The organism is Gemmatimonas sp. (genome assembly GCF_031426495.1).
Classification (GTDB): Bacteria; Gemmatimonadota; Gemmatimonadetes; order Gemmatimonadales; family Gemmatimonadaceae; genus Gemmatimonas.
Map to the genome: position 1 here is coordinate 158,026 of NZ_JANPLK010000009.1, position 14,949 is coordinate 172,974.

Below are 14,949 nucleotides of genomic sequence, written 5' to 3' on the forward strand. Positions count from 1 at the left end.
ACCTGAGAGGCTGTACCTGCACGTTCCCGCCACTCCTTGTCCTACATGAGCGACCTATCTCGCCAGCCTGTCATCGTGGGTGCCGCGCGCACGCCGATCGGGCGGTATCTCGGGGGCCTCTCGCCCCTTTCTGCGCCGGAGCTTGGCGCCATCGCGATCCGTGCCGCGCTTCAGCGCAGCGGCGTCGCCTCCGACGCGGTGCAGGAAGTGATCATGGGCCACGTGCTGCAGGGTGGTACGGGCCAGGCTCCCGGACGTCAGGCCATGCTCAAGGCAGGCGTGCCCGCCACGGCATCCGCCCTCACGATCAACAAGGTGTGCGGCTCCGGCCTCAAGGCCGTGATGCTTGCCGCGCAGGCCATCAAGGCCGGTGATGCGCAGGTGATCGTGGCCGGCGGCCAGGAAAGCATGAGTAACGCGCCGCACTACGTGTTCGGGATGCGTGGCGGAGTAAAGCTGGGCGACCAGACGATGGTCGACGGTATGATCAAGGATGGTCTGTGGTGCCCTACCTGCAACGTCCACATGGGCGTGCATGCCGAGTACACGGCCACGAAGGCCGGCGTCACGCGGGCGCAGCAGGATGCGTTTGCCGCGGGTTCGCATGCGAAGGCCGTCGCCGCGCAACAGGCTGGCAAGTTCACCGCCGAAATCGTGCCGGTGGAGATCCCGGGGCGGAAGGGACCGACGATCATCTCGGTGGACGAAGGCCCGCGCGCCGATACGACCGAAGCATCGCTGGCCGGCTTGCGTCCCGCGTTCCCGAGCAAGGGCGACAACAGCAACCTCACCGTCACGGCCGGCAATGCCTCGTCGCTGAACGATGGGGCGGCCGCGGTGGTCGTCACGTCGGAAGCGTACGCGCGCGAACATGGCCTCACGATTCTGGCCCGCATCACGGCGTATGCCACGGGCGCCGGCGAGCCGCAGGATCTGTTCTTCGCGCCCATCACGGCGGTGAAGAACCTGATGGCGAAGTCGGGCACTACCATCGCCGACTACGACCTCATCGAAGCCAACGAAGCGTTCGCGTCGCAGGCGCTGGCCGACGGTCTCGGCCTGTCGTGGGATGATGCCCGCGTGAACGTGAACGGTGGCGCGATTGCCCTCGGCCATCCGATCGGAGCCAGCGGCGCACGCGTGCTCGTCACGCTGTTGCATGCGCTGGCCGATCGTGGAAAGAAGACGGGTATCGCCACGCTCTGCCTGGGCGGTGGAGACGCGGTGGCGCTGTCCGTGGAGCGCGTCGACTGATCGTCGTGTCGTGAACAAAGTTCTGCGGGTTCCCTGGCGGCTCCTGAGCTTCGGCGTCGCCTGGATTCTCGCCCAGGGGATCGCCGAGTCGGTACTCGGACCGTTGTTCGGTCTGCTGTCTCGGAGCGTCGGCGAAACGGTGCCGATGTATCCGTTTACGATGCTGATCGGCGTCGCGGCGGCCTGCTCTGCAGCGTTGCGTTTTGTGGACGACGTGCCGTGGTCGGTGATGGCGCTTGGGCCGGGGACGTGGAACTGGAAGCACCTCCGGACCGGCGCGTTGTTGGGCACGGCGGCGATCGTTGGCACGGCGGGTGTGTTGTGGGCGGTTGGCGCGATGCGGATCGAAGCGACGGCCACGGCAAGCATCGATGGCGCCGCGTTCGTGCAGGACAGCTGGGGAGGGACGGCGCTGCGGCTCCTGTTGCTACTGGGGCCGGCGGCGCTGTGGGAAGAGCTGGTGTTTCGTGGCTACCTCTACGCCGTGGCCGAAGAGGCTGCGGGCCTGTGGGTGGCCCGGTTGAGTTCGAGTGTGGCGTTCGGGGCGGTGCACCTGATGAATCCCGGCGCGAACGTGCGCACCACGCTGGTGGTCATGCTGGCCGGTCTGTGCCTCTGCCTCGTGCGGGAGCGCACCGCGAGTCTGCCGGCCGCGTGGACGGCGCATCTCGCCTGGAATTGGGTGATGGCGGCGGTGCTGCACGTGCCGGTGAGCGGACTGCCGTTCGCGACACCGGGCTACCGGGCAGCACTGAGCGGGTCGGATTGGATTACTGGCGGCGCATGGGGCCCGGAAGGCGGGCTGGTGGCGATGCTGGTGTTGGGTGGATCGCTGGCCGTCGGACTTCGACGCCGCAGTTCACTGACACAGACCTAACTTTTTGGAGTCGACACGATATGCAGGAGCCTGTGCAGGCAGCTTTGGATCGCGCCGCTGTGGTGGGCGCGGGGCAGATGGGCAACGGCATCGCGCATGTGTTCGCGACCAGCGGTCACGCCGTCACCTTGATCGACGTGAACGCCGACGCGCTCGCCAAGGGGCGTGACACGATCGCCAAGAATCTCGATCGGCAGGTGAAGAAGGGCGCGATCGAGGCGAGTGCTGCCGAAGCGGCCCTCGCGCGGATCGCGACCTCCACCTCGCTCGATGCCGTGGCCGATGCCGCGATCATCGTGGAAGCGGCCACCGAACGTACCGATCTCAAGTTCCGCATCTTCGAGGACCTCGATCGGTTCGCGCCGACCGGCGCGATCCTCGCCAGCAACACGAGCTCCATCTCCATCACCGAGATCGCCGCGCGCACCCAGCGCCCCGAGCAGGTGATCGGCATGCACTTCATGAACCCGGTGCCGGTGATGCAACTGGTGGAGGTCATTCGCGGCCTCGCTACCAGCGACGCCACGACCGACACGGTCATGCGTCTCTCCAAGGGGCTCGGAAAAACGCCGGTGGAGGTGAACGATTTCCCGGGTTTTGTGGCGAATCGCATCCTGATGCCGATGATCAATGAAGCCATCTACTGCGTCATGGAGGGCGTCGGCACGCCCGAAGCCATCGACACGGTGATGAAGCTCGGTATGAATCATCCCATGGGACCGCTCACGCTCGCCGACTTCATCGGCCTCGATACCTGCCTCGCGATTCTCGAGGTGCTGCACAACGGTCTCGGTGATCCGAAGTACCGTCCGTGCCCGCTGCTCCGGAAGTACGTCGCGGCGGGTTGGTACGGACGCAAGTCCGGCCGCGGCTTCTACCAGTACTGACCCGCCATGTCTCTTCTCGATCTCAACGAAACGCAGCGGGAAATCCAGTCGCTCGCGCGCGCCTATGCCCAGCGCGAACTCGTCGCTCTGGCCGGTGAGCGCGATCAGGAGTCGCGCTTCGACCGCGTGATGGTCACGCAGATGGCCGAGCTGGGATTCTTCGGCATGCTCACGCCGGAACGTTTCGACGGACTCGATCTTGATGCGCAGAGCTATCTGCTCGCGCTCGAAGAAATCGCGGTCGGTGATGCCTCGGCGGCCGTGTTGCTCAGCGTGCACAACTCGCTGCCCACGCAGATGATTCTCGAATTCGGCACCGACGCGCAGCAGCAGCGCTTCCTGCCGCCAATGGCGCGCGGTGAACTCCTCGGTGCCTTCGCGCTGTCGGAGCCGGAGGCCGGTTCCGATGCCGCCGCGTTGCGCTGTCAGGCCGTGCGTGATGGTGACGACTGGCTCTTGAGTGGCACCAAGGCATGGGTGTCGCACGGCAGTGAAGCGGGCGTGATCCTCTGCATGGCGCGCACCGACTCGCCCGACGACCGCAGAGGCAGCAAGGGCATCTCAACATTCATTCTCACGCCCGATCTGCCCGGCTTTCATCTGGCCAAGAAGGAGAACAAGATGGGGCTGCGCGCGTCGCCGACGCTGCAGATCAATCTCGACAATTGCCGCGTGCCGGGTGACCGGCTGCTGGGCGAAGTTGGGAAGGGCTTCGTGTACGCGCTCGGCTCGCTCGATCACGGGCGACTCGGCATCGCGGCGCAGGCCATCGGCATTGCGCGCGCGGCGCTCGAAGCCGCCGTGCGCTATGCCGGCGAGCGCAAGCAGTTCAACAAGCCCATCGCCGAGTTTCAGGCGATTCAGTTCAAGCTCGCCGACATGGCGACGCGTATCACCGCCGCCCGCACGCTCTTGCATGCGGCCGCGGCGGCCAAGCAGCGCGGGGAGAAAATCACGCGCTTCAGCAGCATGGCCAAGCTCTTTGCAACCGAGACGGCCATGTGGGTCACGACGCAGGCCGTGCAGGTGTTTGGCGGCTACGGTTACGTGACCGACTATCCCGTCGAACGCTTTTTTCGCGACGCGAAAGTGACTGAAATCTACGAAGGCACGTCGGAGATTCAGCGCATCGTGATCGCCCGCGAAACCTTGGCCGCAGCGGCCGCGAACGACGGATCTCTTCCAGACTGATTTTCCGGTTCTCACCTATGCATTATTTCGAAACCATCGCCGAGATGGGTCATGAGCAGGTGGTGTTCTGCCATGACAAGGCGTCCGGCTATCGTGGTATCATCGCGATTCATGACACCACGCTCGGCCCCGCGCTCGGCGGCTGCCGCTTCTGGAACTACGCGTCCGAAGAAGCGGCCATCGTCGACGCGCTGCGGCTCTCGCGCGGCATGACGTACAAGAATGCGGTCGCCGGACTCAACCTCGGCGGCGGCAAGTCGGTCATTATCGGCGATAACAAGACGACCAATCGCGAAATGCTGTTCCGCGCGCATGGTCGCTTCGTGGATTCGCTGGGCGGGCGCTATGTCACGGCGGAAGACGTCGGCACGACGGTCGAGGATATGGACTTCGTGCACATGGAAACGAAGCACGTGACCGGCATCGGCTCCAAGTCAGGCGACCCGTCGAGCGTGACGGCGCATGGGGTGTTCCGCGCCATTCAGGCGTCGGCGTGCCAGAAGTGGGGCAGCGACAGCCTTGACGGCCGTACGATCGCGATTCAGGGCCTTGGCCACGTGGGCTACTATCTCGCCAAGGAGCTGCATGCCGCGGGCGCCAAGATGATCGTGACCGACATCGATGCCGGCCGCATCAAGCGCGTCGTCGACGAGATGGGGGCAAAGGCGGTGGCGCTCGACGAGATCTACCGCGCGAAGGCAGACATCTTCACGCCCTGCGCACTCGGCGGCGTGATCAACGACGACACGATCCCGCAGCTCAACGTCGAGATCGTGGCCGGTGCGGCGAACAACCAGCTGCTCGAAGATCGACATGGTGACGCGCTGGAGGCGCGCGGCATTTTATACGCACCCGACTACGTCGCGAACGCCGGCGGGGTGATCAACGTGTACAGCGAGCTCACCGGCTGGAGCCGCGAGCGGTCGCTGCGCAAGGCGGACGAGATCTACCAGACCGTGCTGAGCGTCTTCCGCCTCGCCAAGGATACGGGCATTCCGACGTACAAGGCCGCCGATCGCGTGGCGGAGCAGCGGATCCACGCCGTTCGCGGTATGATCAAGACGTGGCCGCAGTATCCCAACAAGGAATCCTGAGCAGTCAACGGAGCAACTGACCATGGTGGATGTGGCAAAGCCGGGGGAGCGTATCCCCATCGCGTCCGACCACGCGGGCTTCGAGTTGAAGGAGCGCTTGCGTTTGGCCCTCGCCGAGATGGGATACGAAGTGGCAGACATCGGGACGCACAGCACCGCGAGCACCGACTATCCCGACTATGCCCATCCGCTGGCGCAGGAAGTCTCCGACGGGCAGGCGGCCCGCGGGGTGCTGCTGTGCGGTACCGGACTCGGGATGTCGTATGTGGCGAACCGCTATCCGGGCGTGCGCGCCGCGGTGGCGTGGAACCCCGACGTGGCCGCACTCGCTCGTAAACACAACGACGCGAACGTGCTGGTGCTGCCGGCGCGATTCGTGTCCGACGAAGATGCCCTCGCCATTCTGCAGGCCTGGCTGACGACGCCGTTCGAAGGCGGTCGTCATCAGGGCCGCGTGGCGAAGATCGAACGCGAAGACAGTGAGGCTGACGCCTCGGGGAGCACGACATGAGTGGTGGAGCCAGCGCGAACTGGTCGCAGTGGGATCGCTTGCCGCCGGGGGATGCCCTGTCGCAGGCGGATCCGGACATCGCGCATCTGATCGACGAGGAAACGCAGCGGCAGAGCGACGGTCTCGAGCTGATCGCCAGCGAGAACTTCGTGTCGCCGGCCGTGATGGAAGCCGTTGGCTCGACGCTCACGAACAAGTACGCCGAAGGACTCCCGGGCAAGCGCTACTACGGCGGTTGTGAAGTGGTGGACAAGATCGAGCAGTTGGCGATCGACCGTGTCAAGCAGCTGTTCGGTGCCGATCACGCCAACGTGCAGCCGCACAGCGGTGCGTCGGCCAATGCCGCGGTGTTCCTCGCGTTCCTCAAGCCGGGCGACACGTTCCTCGGCATGGACCTCTCGCAGGGCGGGCACCTCACGCACGGCTCGCCGGTGAACTTCTCCGGCTTGCTGTACAAGGCGGTGTCGTACGGTGTCACCGAAGACGGCATTATCGACTATGAGCAGATGCGAGCGCAGGCGCGCGAGCACAAGCCGAAGATGATCATCGCCGGCTACAGCGCGTACTCGCGTACGATCGACTGGCAAGCGTTCGCTGATGTCGCGAAAGAAGTCGGCGCCATCTTCATGGTGGATATGGCGCACTTCGCCGGACTCGCCGCGACGGGCGTGTATCCGTCGCCGGTGCCGTTCGCCGATGTGGTCACCAGCACGACGCACAAGACGCTGCGTGGTCCGCGCGGCGGCATCATTCTGTGCAAGGCCGAGCACGCGAAGGCGATCGACAAGGCGATGTTCCCCGGCATGCAGGGGGGGCCGCTCGAGCATGTGATCGCCGGCAAGGCCGTTGCGTTCCACGAGGCGCTGCAGCCGTCGTTCACGGCGTACTGCCGTCAAGTTGTGGAAAACGCGCACGTGCTGGCCAAGGCGCTTATGGAGCACGGATATCACATTGTGTCCGGAGGCACCGACAATCACCTTATGCTGGTGGATCTGCGCAGCAAGGGCCTGACCGGCAAGGTGGCCGAGAAAGTGCTCGATCAAGCCGGGATCACGGTCAACAAGAACACCGTGCCGAAGGAGACGCAGTCGCCGTTTGTCACGAGCGGTATCCGCATCGGCACATCGGCGGTAACCACGCGTGGCATGGGTGCCGACGCGATGCGCCAGATCGCCGCGCTCATTGACCGCGTGCTCTCGGCGCCGGAAGATCTCGACACGATCTCGGCAGTGAAGGCCGACGTGAAGGTGCTGGCCGACGCGTATCCGCTGTACCGGTCGGTGGCGCGGGTATAACGCGGGTTTACGGACCAAGCGCGGCGCCGTTCGCAAGGAGTTGTCAGGTGGTGCCCGGGCCTCCAGTATTCGTGCACTGGAGGCCCGCTGCATTTCGGCGGATCGGCGTCGCGCATCCGTTGCACCGCGCGACGGGCGTGCGTCCAGTGCGGAGAGACGACACAGACACGTTCAGGAGCAGCAGCAGTGACCGAGTTGGCGTTCCGTGAAGGCATCATGGATCAGATCCGTCTGCGCGAGCAGCGGTTCGACGAACGCGCGTATCTGTTCGTGCTCGCGTCACTCGAGCATTGCCAGGCGCGACTCACGGAACGTCGACACATCACGGGTCCCGAGCTCGCGCACTCGTGTCGTGAATTGGCGCTGCAGCGCTTCGGCGTCATGGCAGGACTCGTGCTCGAGCACTGGGGCCTCAAGGCCACGAGTGACATCGGGGACATCGTATTCACGCTCGTCGACATGGGCTTGCTCATCAGCCAGCCGCAGGACTCGCGCGATGATTTTTTCGGAGTGTTCAACTTCGAGGATGCGTTTGGCCGCGAGTATCCCTGGAGCACCGCGCACGTCTGATCGGCGGCGCGTCTACCGCATGACCTGCCGGTGAACGCCCTGCGCGTCACCACCGCCGCCGAAGCCGCGGCGCGCGAGCACGCGGCGATTGCCGCCGGTACCGCGTCGTTCGACCTCATGCTGCAGGCGGGCACCACAGCCGCCGCCGCTATCGTCCGCGACTGGGGCACGCACCTCTCGCGCGGCGTCGCGCTGTTCGCCGGTAGCGGCAACAATGGCGGTGATGCCTATATCGTCGCCGCGCAGCTCGCACGCGCCGGTGTGGCGGTGCGCCTGCACGCCGCAGCTCCACCGCGCACGCCCGAGGCGATACGGGCGATGCACCTCGCCGCACCGGCGCTCGTGCACGGCGCACCCTCCGGCCATGAACGACTGGTGGTCGATGGCTTACTTGGCACGGGGCATCATGGCGCGCTGCGCGAGCCCGTTTGGGCGGCCTGCACGCGCATCACCCTCGCGCGCGATGGAGGCGCCGCGGTCATCGCGCTCGATGTGCCCAGCGGACTCGATGCCACCACGGGTGACATCGCCGAGGGGAGTCCGGCGGCGCACACGACGCTCTGCTTCGGCACGATCAAGCGTGGGCTTCTGTTGTCACGCGGTCATGCCGGTCGCATCGTGCTGCTCGACATTGGCCTCGGGGCGGAGTTCGGTCGCGACCCCGATCGGGCCGATGGGGCGTGGCATTTGTCGAACGGGCAGGACTTGGCGCGATGGCTTCCGCCGATCGCGTGGAATGCGCACAAAGGCCGTCGGGGACGCATCGCGATCGTGGGCGGGCACGAAGGCATGGCCGGTGCGGTCATCCTGGCGGCACGCGCCGCGCTGTCCGCGGGCGCTGGTTTGGCGCACGCCATCGTTGATGGCCCGAGTGTGTCCGCCGTACAGCTCACGGTGCCGCAGGCGCTGGCCGAACGGTGGCCCGTACGCGAGTCGGCTGCCAAATCAGGCGCGCGCGACGACCACACGACGCTGCATCGTTGCGACGCGCTCGCGATTGGACCCGGACTCGGTCGTGGTACGCGTTCGTCGCAGCTGCTCGAGCGCGTCGTGAACGAACATCGCGATCGCCCGCTGGTGCTTGATGCCGATGCGCTCTGGCTCATCGCCGAAGTCGCGAATACACTCGGCACCGAGGCCGCCGCCCTGATGCGTCACTGGACGCGCCATTCGCGTGCGGTGGTGTGTACGCCGCATGAAGGCGAATTCGCGCGCCTCCTCGGCACGCCCGTGCCGGCGTCGTGGGATGCGCGCGTGGATGCCCTGCGGCAGTTCGCCATGCGCGGCGGCGTGACGATGCTGCTGAAAGGCACTCCCACGATCGTCGCCACGCCCGACGGTGGGCCGATCACCGTGGTGCCGCATGGCACACCACTGCTGGCCACGGGGGGCAGCGGCGATATGCTGAGCGGATTGATCGTCGCGCTGTTGGGACAGGGACTGGCGCCGCTCGAGGCTACCGTGTGCGGTGCCACCGTGCACGGGCGCGCGGCGGAACTCGCGACCAAGCAGCACGGCGGCGTTCGCGGTGGCACACTCGAGACCGTCTTTGATGCGCTGCCGTTGGCGTGGCGCCTGCTCGAGCAGCCCGTCACCTTTCCTCCTGGTGTGCTCGCCGACCTTCCTTCGCCCGCCTGACTGTGCGCTCTTTTCGCTTGACCGCTTCACTCGCGGCGCTGTCGGTCGGGGTGCTGACCTCGTCATCGTGTGCGGTGAGTGGGGCCGGCGGAGGCTCGGGTAACGGCTCGTCCGGCCCGCTCGGTGGCTTTGGGCGACGCGACGAGCGACAGCGCATCGGCAGCTTCAGCAACGTGCAGGCCGTGGCCGTATCGCGCCGCTACGTGTTCGCGGCGGGCAGCAGTGGCATCGCGATCTACGATCGCATGATGAACAGCTGGCTGCCGCCGCTGACCCGCGACGACGGGCTGACCGATCAACAGATCACCGTGCTCGCCGGCGATCCGGTGGAAGACGCGCTGTGGCTGGGCGTGCCCGGCGGCGTGATCATGTATCGCCCGCTTACCGAGCAGCTGCAGCGCACCATCGTGACCGGTGTGCCCGATCTCATCGCGTTCGATCGCGCGGCGACTGGCGACGCGATCGTTCGCGCCGGTGGTGAGTGGACACGCATCTCGCGCGTGGGTATCGCCACGCCGATCGTGCGGCCGCCGTTGGCGAGCGCGCTCATTCTTCCGCGCACGCTCAGCGATCTGTACACGCAGTTTCCGACACTGCGCACACAGCCGTCGCTGTTGTTGCGCACGCAGCAAAGCGATCGCCCGCTGCGCAACGTGCAGATCGTCAGCGGTGCGGCTTCGCCCGAGCGCGCGAGTGAAGTGTGGCTCGGTACCGCCGGCGATGGCCTGTTCCGGCTCGATCCGACGTTCATGCAATCCACGCCGCTGCCGTACGGTCTTATTGAGCCCGGTGTTGGTGCGCTCGCGCTGGCGGCCGATGGCGTGTGGGCGGCCGGCCTCGGGCAGTCGATCGATCGCGGTGGCCTGTCGTTCGTAGGCAGCGATCTGCAGCGATTCCGGTGGATCGACGGCACCATCTCGGTGCCACTCGTAGGCGTACGCGGTCTGTCGCTGATCACGCGGGCCTCTCGCGCGTGGCTCGGTACCGATCGTGGCCTCGTGCGCGTGCGCCTCGATGGCACACAGACGATGCGAGTGTGGGGCGTGCTCGATGGCCTCCCGGATGAACGGGTGCTTTCGGTGGCCACGCGCGACGACGGCGCATGGGCCGGTACGGCGCGTGGTCTTGTGTACGTGAGCGACAGCAGCGACACGCGCAATGTGCGTACGCGTGGTGTCGGGGTGCGGCTGCTCGACAACATGCCGGTGCACGCGCTGCAGTTCACGGGCGACACGCTGTGGATCGGTACCGAAGCGGGCGTGATGGCGATCGTATCGCCGAATGGGAGTGTGGGTGGCGTGGTGTCGCGGCCGGTGGGCAGCGACCCTGCGCTGCGTCGCGCCGTACGCGCGCTGGCGTGGAGTGATACCGTGCTGCTGGCCGCCACCGACGATGCAGTGCTGCGTCTCGCGCCGCGCGGAGGGGTGGAGCCAGTGCGCGTGGACCTGCTCGACGTGCGACAGGTGGGGCGCGTGACCAAAGTGGCCATCGACGAGCGCACCATGTGGCTGGCCGGCACCGACGGCGTGGTGGTCGTGTCGCGTCGTGATGGCGCAACGCGCGTGTTGCGTGTGCCGGGCGATCTGCCGGGACCGGTGCTCGACCTCGCAGTGAATCGCGACTACATGTGGTTCGGCACGCCGCAGGGTTTGATTCGCCTGCGACGACGCGGTGATGGCGGGTTGCCATGAGCGCGTTCACGAGGCCGGCGTGAGTCTCGAGCCGCGGCCGCATCAGGCCATGCGCGAGGGGGCGGAGTTCGATACGATCCGCGCGCTGATGGCGCGTTGGGGTGATCTGGCCGTGGATATCGGCGACGATGCCGCCGTGTTGGCGCCGAGCACACACGGCACGCGCGTGGTCAGCGTTGATGCCTGCGTGGAAGACGTGCACTTCCGCCGCGCCTGGATTTCAGCGCGCGAAGTGGGTGTGCGGGCGGCGGTGGCGGCGCTGAGCGACTTGGCGGCGATGGGTGCCCGCGCGGAGTCCGTGCTGATTGCTTTCGTCATACCCGACACGTGGCGGGAGGCGCTCAGCGAGGTGGCCGACGGAATGGGCGCGGTGATCCGCGAGGCCGGTGCGCGTATCGTGGGGGGGAATCTCAGCCACGGTGCGGTGTTCTCGATTACGACCACGGTGATCGGGTGTGCGCAACGGGTCGTCTCGCGCAGTGGTGCGCGGGCCGGTGATCTGGTGCTGGTCACTGGCCTGCTGGGAGGGCCTGGCGCGGCCATACAGGCCTGGGATGCCGGCCAGAGCCCCGTTGCATGGTCCCGGGGGCGTTTCGCGTCCCCACGGCCCCGCTGGACCGAAGGCGAGGCCTTGGCGTTGGCCGGTGCCACGGCGATGATCGACGTCAGCGACGGATTGGCCGGCGATGCTCGGCACGTGGCGGCAGCCAGTGGCGTGGTGCTCGAGCTGGACGCGGCACTGGTGCCCGCCGGTCCCGGGATATCGGCCGAGGCGGCGATGCGGAGCGGGGAAGAGTACGAGCTGCTCGCTTGTATTCCGGTAGAGGCATATGAGAAACTGGCGGCGGGTTGGGCGGCGATCAGTGCCGTGCCACTCACGGTGGTCGGCGTGGTTCGTGACGCGGCCGACGCGCAACCGACCGCGACCGTGCCCTCGGGAGCTCGCGGCTTCGACCACTTTGCGATGGGTCAGATCCCGCGTTGAATTCGGGTCCGTAATGGGTGACCTTGCGGTAATGCGTACCGCATTCACGGCATTGGCCCTGTTGGTTGGAACGGTCCTGTTCGGCAGCATCACGCTCCTGGCCGAGTTGCTGGGGCGCCCGCACGGCCCAAACAGCATTTACGAGAAGACTCCCCGCTGGTGGGCCTCGTGGTTGCTGGGTGCCGCCGGCGTGAAGGTGGTGGTGCATGACGAACACCAACTGCCCGAGGGCGCGCCGCGCGTGTTCATGGCGAACCACGTGAGCTGGTTCGACATCCCGTCGATGATCGCCGCCTTGCCGCACTACGGATTCGTGGCCAAGCGTGAGCTGGAGAAGATCCCGCTGTTCGGACCGGCCGCACGCGCCGTGGGCGTGATCTACATCGACCGCGAAAACCGGAAAGCCGCCTTCAGCGCGTACGACGACGCCGCGTCGAAAATCCGGGCCGGGCACCCCGTGTTGGTATACCCCGAAGGCACCCGCGGCTACTCCTACGCCCTGCGCCCCTTCAAGAAGGGCCCGTTCGTACTGGCCATCGGCTCCGGCGCCCCGATCGTCCCCGTCGTCATCTACGGCACGATCGAGGTCAACCCCCGCACCGAATTCCGCGCCTCACCCGGCACCGTGCACGTGCATCTGCTGGAGCCGATTCCAACGGAAGGCCTTACCTACGCCGACCGCGACGACCTCGCCGAGCGCGTCCGTCAGCGCATGGCCGACTGTTTACGTGCACATTACGGGGTCGATCCGGCAATCGAGCCGGTTCGCCCTGCCGTACCGCAGGAGGCCGAGCAAGCCTCCGCCTAGCTCTACGCCGTACTCCCGACTCCTTACTCCCTACTTCGCTTTTATCATATGGCTGCTATCGTTTCCATCAGCGCGCGCGAGATTCTCGACAGCCGCGGCAATCCCACTGTTGAAGTCGACGTGATTCTTGAAACGGGCAGCGCCGGTCGCGCCGCTGTACCGAGCGGTGCCAGCACCGGCGAGCGTGAAGCGGTGGAGCTGCGCGACGGCGATCCGGAGCGGTATGGTGGCAAGGGCGTGCTGACCGCCGTGAACAACGTGAACACCGAGATCAACGAAGCGCTCGAGGAGATGGACGCGACTGATCAGATCGCGATCGACCGAGCGCTGATGGATCTCGACGGCACCGAGAACAAGGGCCGTCTTGGAGCCAACGCCCTGCTCGGCGTGTCGATGGCCGTGGCGCGTGCCGCCGCGCTCGAAGTCGGACTACCGTTGTATCGCTATCTCGGTGGCCCGATGGCGCGCACGTTGCCGGTGCCGATGATGAACATCCTGAACGGTGGCGCGCATGCGACCAACACCGTCGACTTCCAGGAGTTCATGATCGTGCCAGTTGGCGCCGAGTCGTTCAGCGACGGGCTGCGCATGGGCACGCAGGTGTTCCACGCGCTCAAGAAGGTGCTCGTGGCGCGCAAGCTGGCCACCGGCGTGGGCGACGAAGGTGGCTTTGCGCCGAACCTCGAGAGCGACGAAGACGCGCTGAAGATCATCATCGAAGCCATTCAGGCGGCGGGCTTCCGCCCCGGTCATGACATCGCGCTCGCGCTCGACGTGGCGGCCAGCGAGATGTTTCAGGGTGGCCAGTACCACTTCAAGAAGAGCGGTGCGAAGTCGTTGAGCCCGCAGGCGCTCGCCGACAAGTACGCCGGCTGGTTGGAGAACTATCCGATCGTGTCGATCGAAGACGGCATGGCCGAAAACGATTGGGATGGCTGGAAATATCTCACGGAGCTCGTGGGCGACCGTTGCCAGCTAGTGGGCGACGACCTGTTCTGCACGAACAGCGAGATCCTCGCGAAGGGCATCGAAGCCGAAGTGGCGAACGCGATTCTGGTGAAGGTGAATCAGATCGGCACGCTTACCGAAACGTTCGAAGCGATCGAACTCGCGCGCGCGGCCGGCTACAACGCGATCATCTCGCATCGCAGCGGCGAAACCGAAGACACGTTCATCGCCGACTTGGCGGTGGCGACGCAGGCGGGTCAGATCAAGACCGGCGCGCCGTCGCGCAGCGATCGTGTGGCGAAGTACAACCAGCTGCTGCGCATCGAAGAGCAGCTGGAAGGCTACGCGGAGTATCCGGGTGGCGCGCTCTTCGGCCTCTGATGCACCCATGACGCCCCTGATGAAGCGTGTGGCCTGGGGTGTTGGCGCACTCGCCGTCCTCGTGTATGCGATCGAGGGCGGTGAGTACGGCACCTCCGACCTGCTCACGCAACGTGACCGCAAAGCCGCGTTGGCGCAGAACGTGGACATGCTGGTTGAGGACGTCGACTCGCTGCGCGCGGAACTGAAAGCGGTGACGAGCGATCCGGTCCGGCTCGAGCGCATGGCGCGCGAAGAGTGGGGCATGGTGCGCGGCGAGAAAGAGTTGCTGTACCGAATGCGCACGGATACGTCGCGCGCGCCGTAGTGCGCGCTTCGGCTGGCGCGGCACAATTCGCTTCGTCGGGGTTGACTCTCGCTGCCCTGACGCTAGGTTACTCCTTCTGACGCGGGGTGGAGCAGCCTGGTAGCTCGTCGGGCTCATAACCCGAAGGTCGCGGGTTCAAATCCCGCCCCCGCCATCTGCACTCGGCCGGTCCGCAAGGGCCGGCCGTTTGCGTCCCGGCACTCGAGTTTTGGGTTTGCGATCGAGTGGGGATTGTGAGAAGTTTGGGGAAGTGGGGCAGGGTAGCTCAGCCGGTTAGAGCGCACGACTCATAATCGTGAGGTCGAGAGTTCGAGTCTCTCTCCTGCTACTGTGATGGCCAAAGCATAGCGCACCTAAGCCGCAAACTCGCCCAGAGTTGGCGGCTTTCGTGTGTCCAGGGGATTCAAGGGGTCAGCGTTTCAAGGGGTGCGAGGGGGGTGTAGGGGTGAAAGACGATGGCACCCGGTGAAAGGACGCCGGGAAAAGGGGGGAAACCCCCCACCAAGACCCCG

14 protein-coding genes and 2 tRNA genes are annotated in these 14,949 nt (G+C 66.1%); all 16 read left to right on the plus strand.

All coding sequences use genetic code 11. The features are described 5' to 3' along the window. Positions 1 to 45 precede the first annotated feature (45 nt). The 16 genes from RMP10_RS03430 to RMP10_RS03505 all read left to right on the plus strand — a co-directional run bounded on the left by RMP10_RS03430 (position 46) and on the right by RMP10_RS03505 (position 14,765). The gene (locus tag RMP10_RS03430; RefSeq protein ID WP_310569042.1) at positions 46 to 1,254 is read left to right on the plus strand and encodes an acetyl-CoA C-acetyltransferase; all 1,209 of its coding nucleotides are present in this window, start codon (positions 46 to 48) and stop codon (positions 1,252 to 1,254) included. A 10-nt stretch (positions 1,255 to 1,264) separates the two neighbouring features. Beyond that, entirely contained in the window at positions 1,265 to 2,131 is an 867-nt protein-coding gene (locus tag RMP10_RS03435; protein ID WP_310569043.1) for a CPBP family intramembrane glutamic endopeptidase, read from the plus strand. Positions 2,132 to 2,151: 20 nt separating this feature from the next. Next, complete coding sequence (locus RMP10_RS03440; protein WP_310569044.1) at positions 2,152 to 3,018, plus strand: 3-hydroxybutyryl-CoA dehydrogenase; 867 nt, start codon at positions 2,152 to 2,154, stop codon at positions 3,016 to 3,018. A 6-nt stretch (positions 3,019 to 3,024) separates the two neighbouring features. Beyond that, positions 3,025 to 4,209 (plus strand): acyl-CoA dehydrogenase family protein, encoded by a 1,185-nt coding sequence (locus RMP10_RS03445; RefSeq protein WP_309671585.1) that lies wholly within the window; start codon positions 3,025 to 3,027, stop codon positions 4,207 to 4,209. Positions 4,210 to 4,226: 17 nt separating this feature from the next. Further along, on the plus strand, positions 4,227 to 5,303 hold the full coding sequence (locus tag RMP10_RS03450) for a Glu/Leu/Phe/Val dehydrogenase dimerization domain-containing protein (RefSeq protein ID WP_310569045.1): 1,077 nt from the start codon (positions 4,227 to 4,229) through the stop codon (positions 5,301 to 5,303). 22 nt (positions 5,304 to 5,325) lie between these two features. Next, positions 5,326 to 5,814, plus strand: a complete 489-nt coding sequence (rpiB, locus tag RMP10_RS03455) for a ribose 5-phosphate isomerase B (protein WP_310569046.1) — start codon at positions 5,326 to 5,328, stop codon at positions 5,812 to 5,814. Continuing rightward, positions 5,811 to 7,109 (plus strand): serine hydroxymethyltransferase, encoded by a 1,299-nt coding sequence (glyA, locus tag RMP10_RS03460; RefSeq protein ID WP_310569047.1) that lies wholly within the window; start codon positions 5,811 to 5,813, stop codon positions 7,107 to 7,109. Before rpiB ends, glyA begins: the two co-directional genes overlap by 4 nt. Positions 7,110 to 7,295: 186 nt before the next feature. Then, entirely contained in the window at positions 7,296 to 7,679 is a 384-nt protein-coding gene (locus tag RMP10_RS03465) for a Minf_1886 family protein (RefSeq protein ID WP_309671589.1), read from the plus strand. Between the two features lie 30 nt (positions 7,680 to 7,709). Next, complete coding sequence (locus RMP10_RS03470) at positions 7,710 to 9,317, plus strand: NAD(P)H-hydrate dehydratase (RefSeq protein ID WP_310569048.1); 1,608 nt, start codon at positions 7,710 to 7,712, stop codon at positions 9,315 to 9,317. A gap of 17 nt (positions 9,318 to 9,334) precedes the next feature. After that, positions 9,335 to 11,008, plus strand: coding sequence for a hypothetical protein (locus RMP10_RS03475; RefSeq protein WP_310569049.1), 1,674 nt, complete (start codon positions 9,335 to 9,337; stop codon positions 11,006 to 11,008). Between the two features lie 19 nt (positions 11,009 to 11,027). Then, the gene (thiL, locus tag RMP10_RS03480) at positions 11,028 to 11,993 is read left to right on the plus strand and encodes a thiamine-phosphate kinase (protein WP_310569050.1); all 966 of its coding nucleotides are present in this window, start codon (positions 11,028 to 11,030) and stop codon (positions 11,991 to 11,993) included. A 31-nt stretch (positions 11,994 to 12,024) separates the two neighbouring features. Beyond that, complete coding sequence (locus RMP10_RS03485) at positions 12,025 to 12,801, plus strand: lysophospholipid acyltransferase family protein (protein WP_310569051.1); 777 nt, start codon at positions 12,025 to 12,027, stop codon at positions 12,799 to 12,801. 48 nt (positions 12,802 to 12,849) lie between these two features. Then, on the plus strand, positions 12,850 to 14,130 hold the full coding sequence (gene eno / locus RMP10_RS03490; protein WP_309671594.1) for a phosphopyruvate hydratase: 1,281 nt from the start codon (positions 12,850 to 12,852) through the stop codon (positions 14,128 to 14,130). A gap of 7 nt (positions 14,131 to 14,137) precedes the next feature. Continuing rightward, positions 14,138 to 14,437: a septum formation initiator family protein gene (locus tag RMP10_RS03495; protein ID WP_310569052.1), complete on the plus strand. Its 300-nt coding sequence runs from the start codon at positions 14,138 to 14,140 to the stop codon at positions 14,435 to 14,437. A gap of 80 nt (positions 14,438 to 14,517) precedes the next feature. Beyond that, positions 14,518 to 14,591 (plus strand) — tRNA-Met (locus RMP10_RS03500). A gap of 100 nt (positions 14,592 to 14,691) precedes the next feature. Beyond that, positions 14,692 to 14,765, plus strand: a tRNA-Met gene (locus tag RMP10_RS03505). Positions 14,766 to 14,949 lie beyond the last annotated feature (184 nt).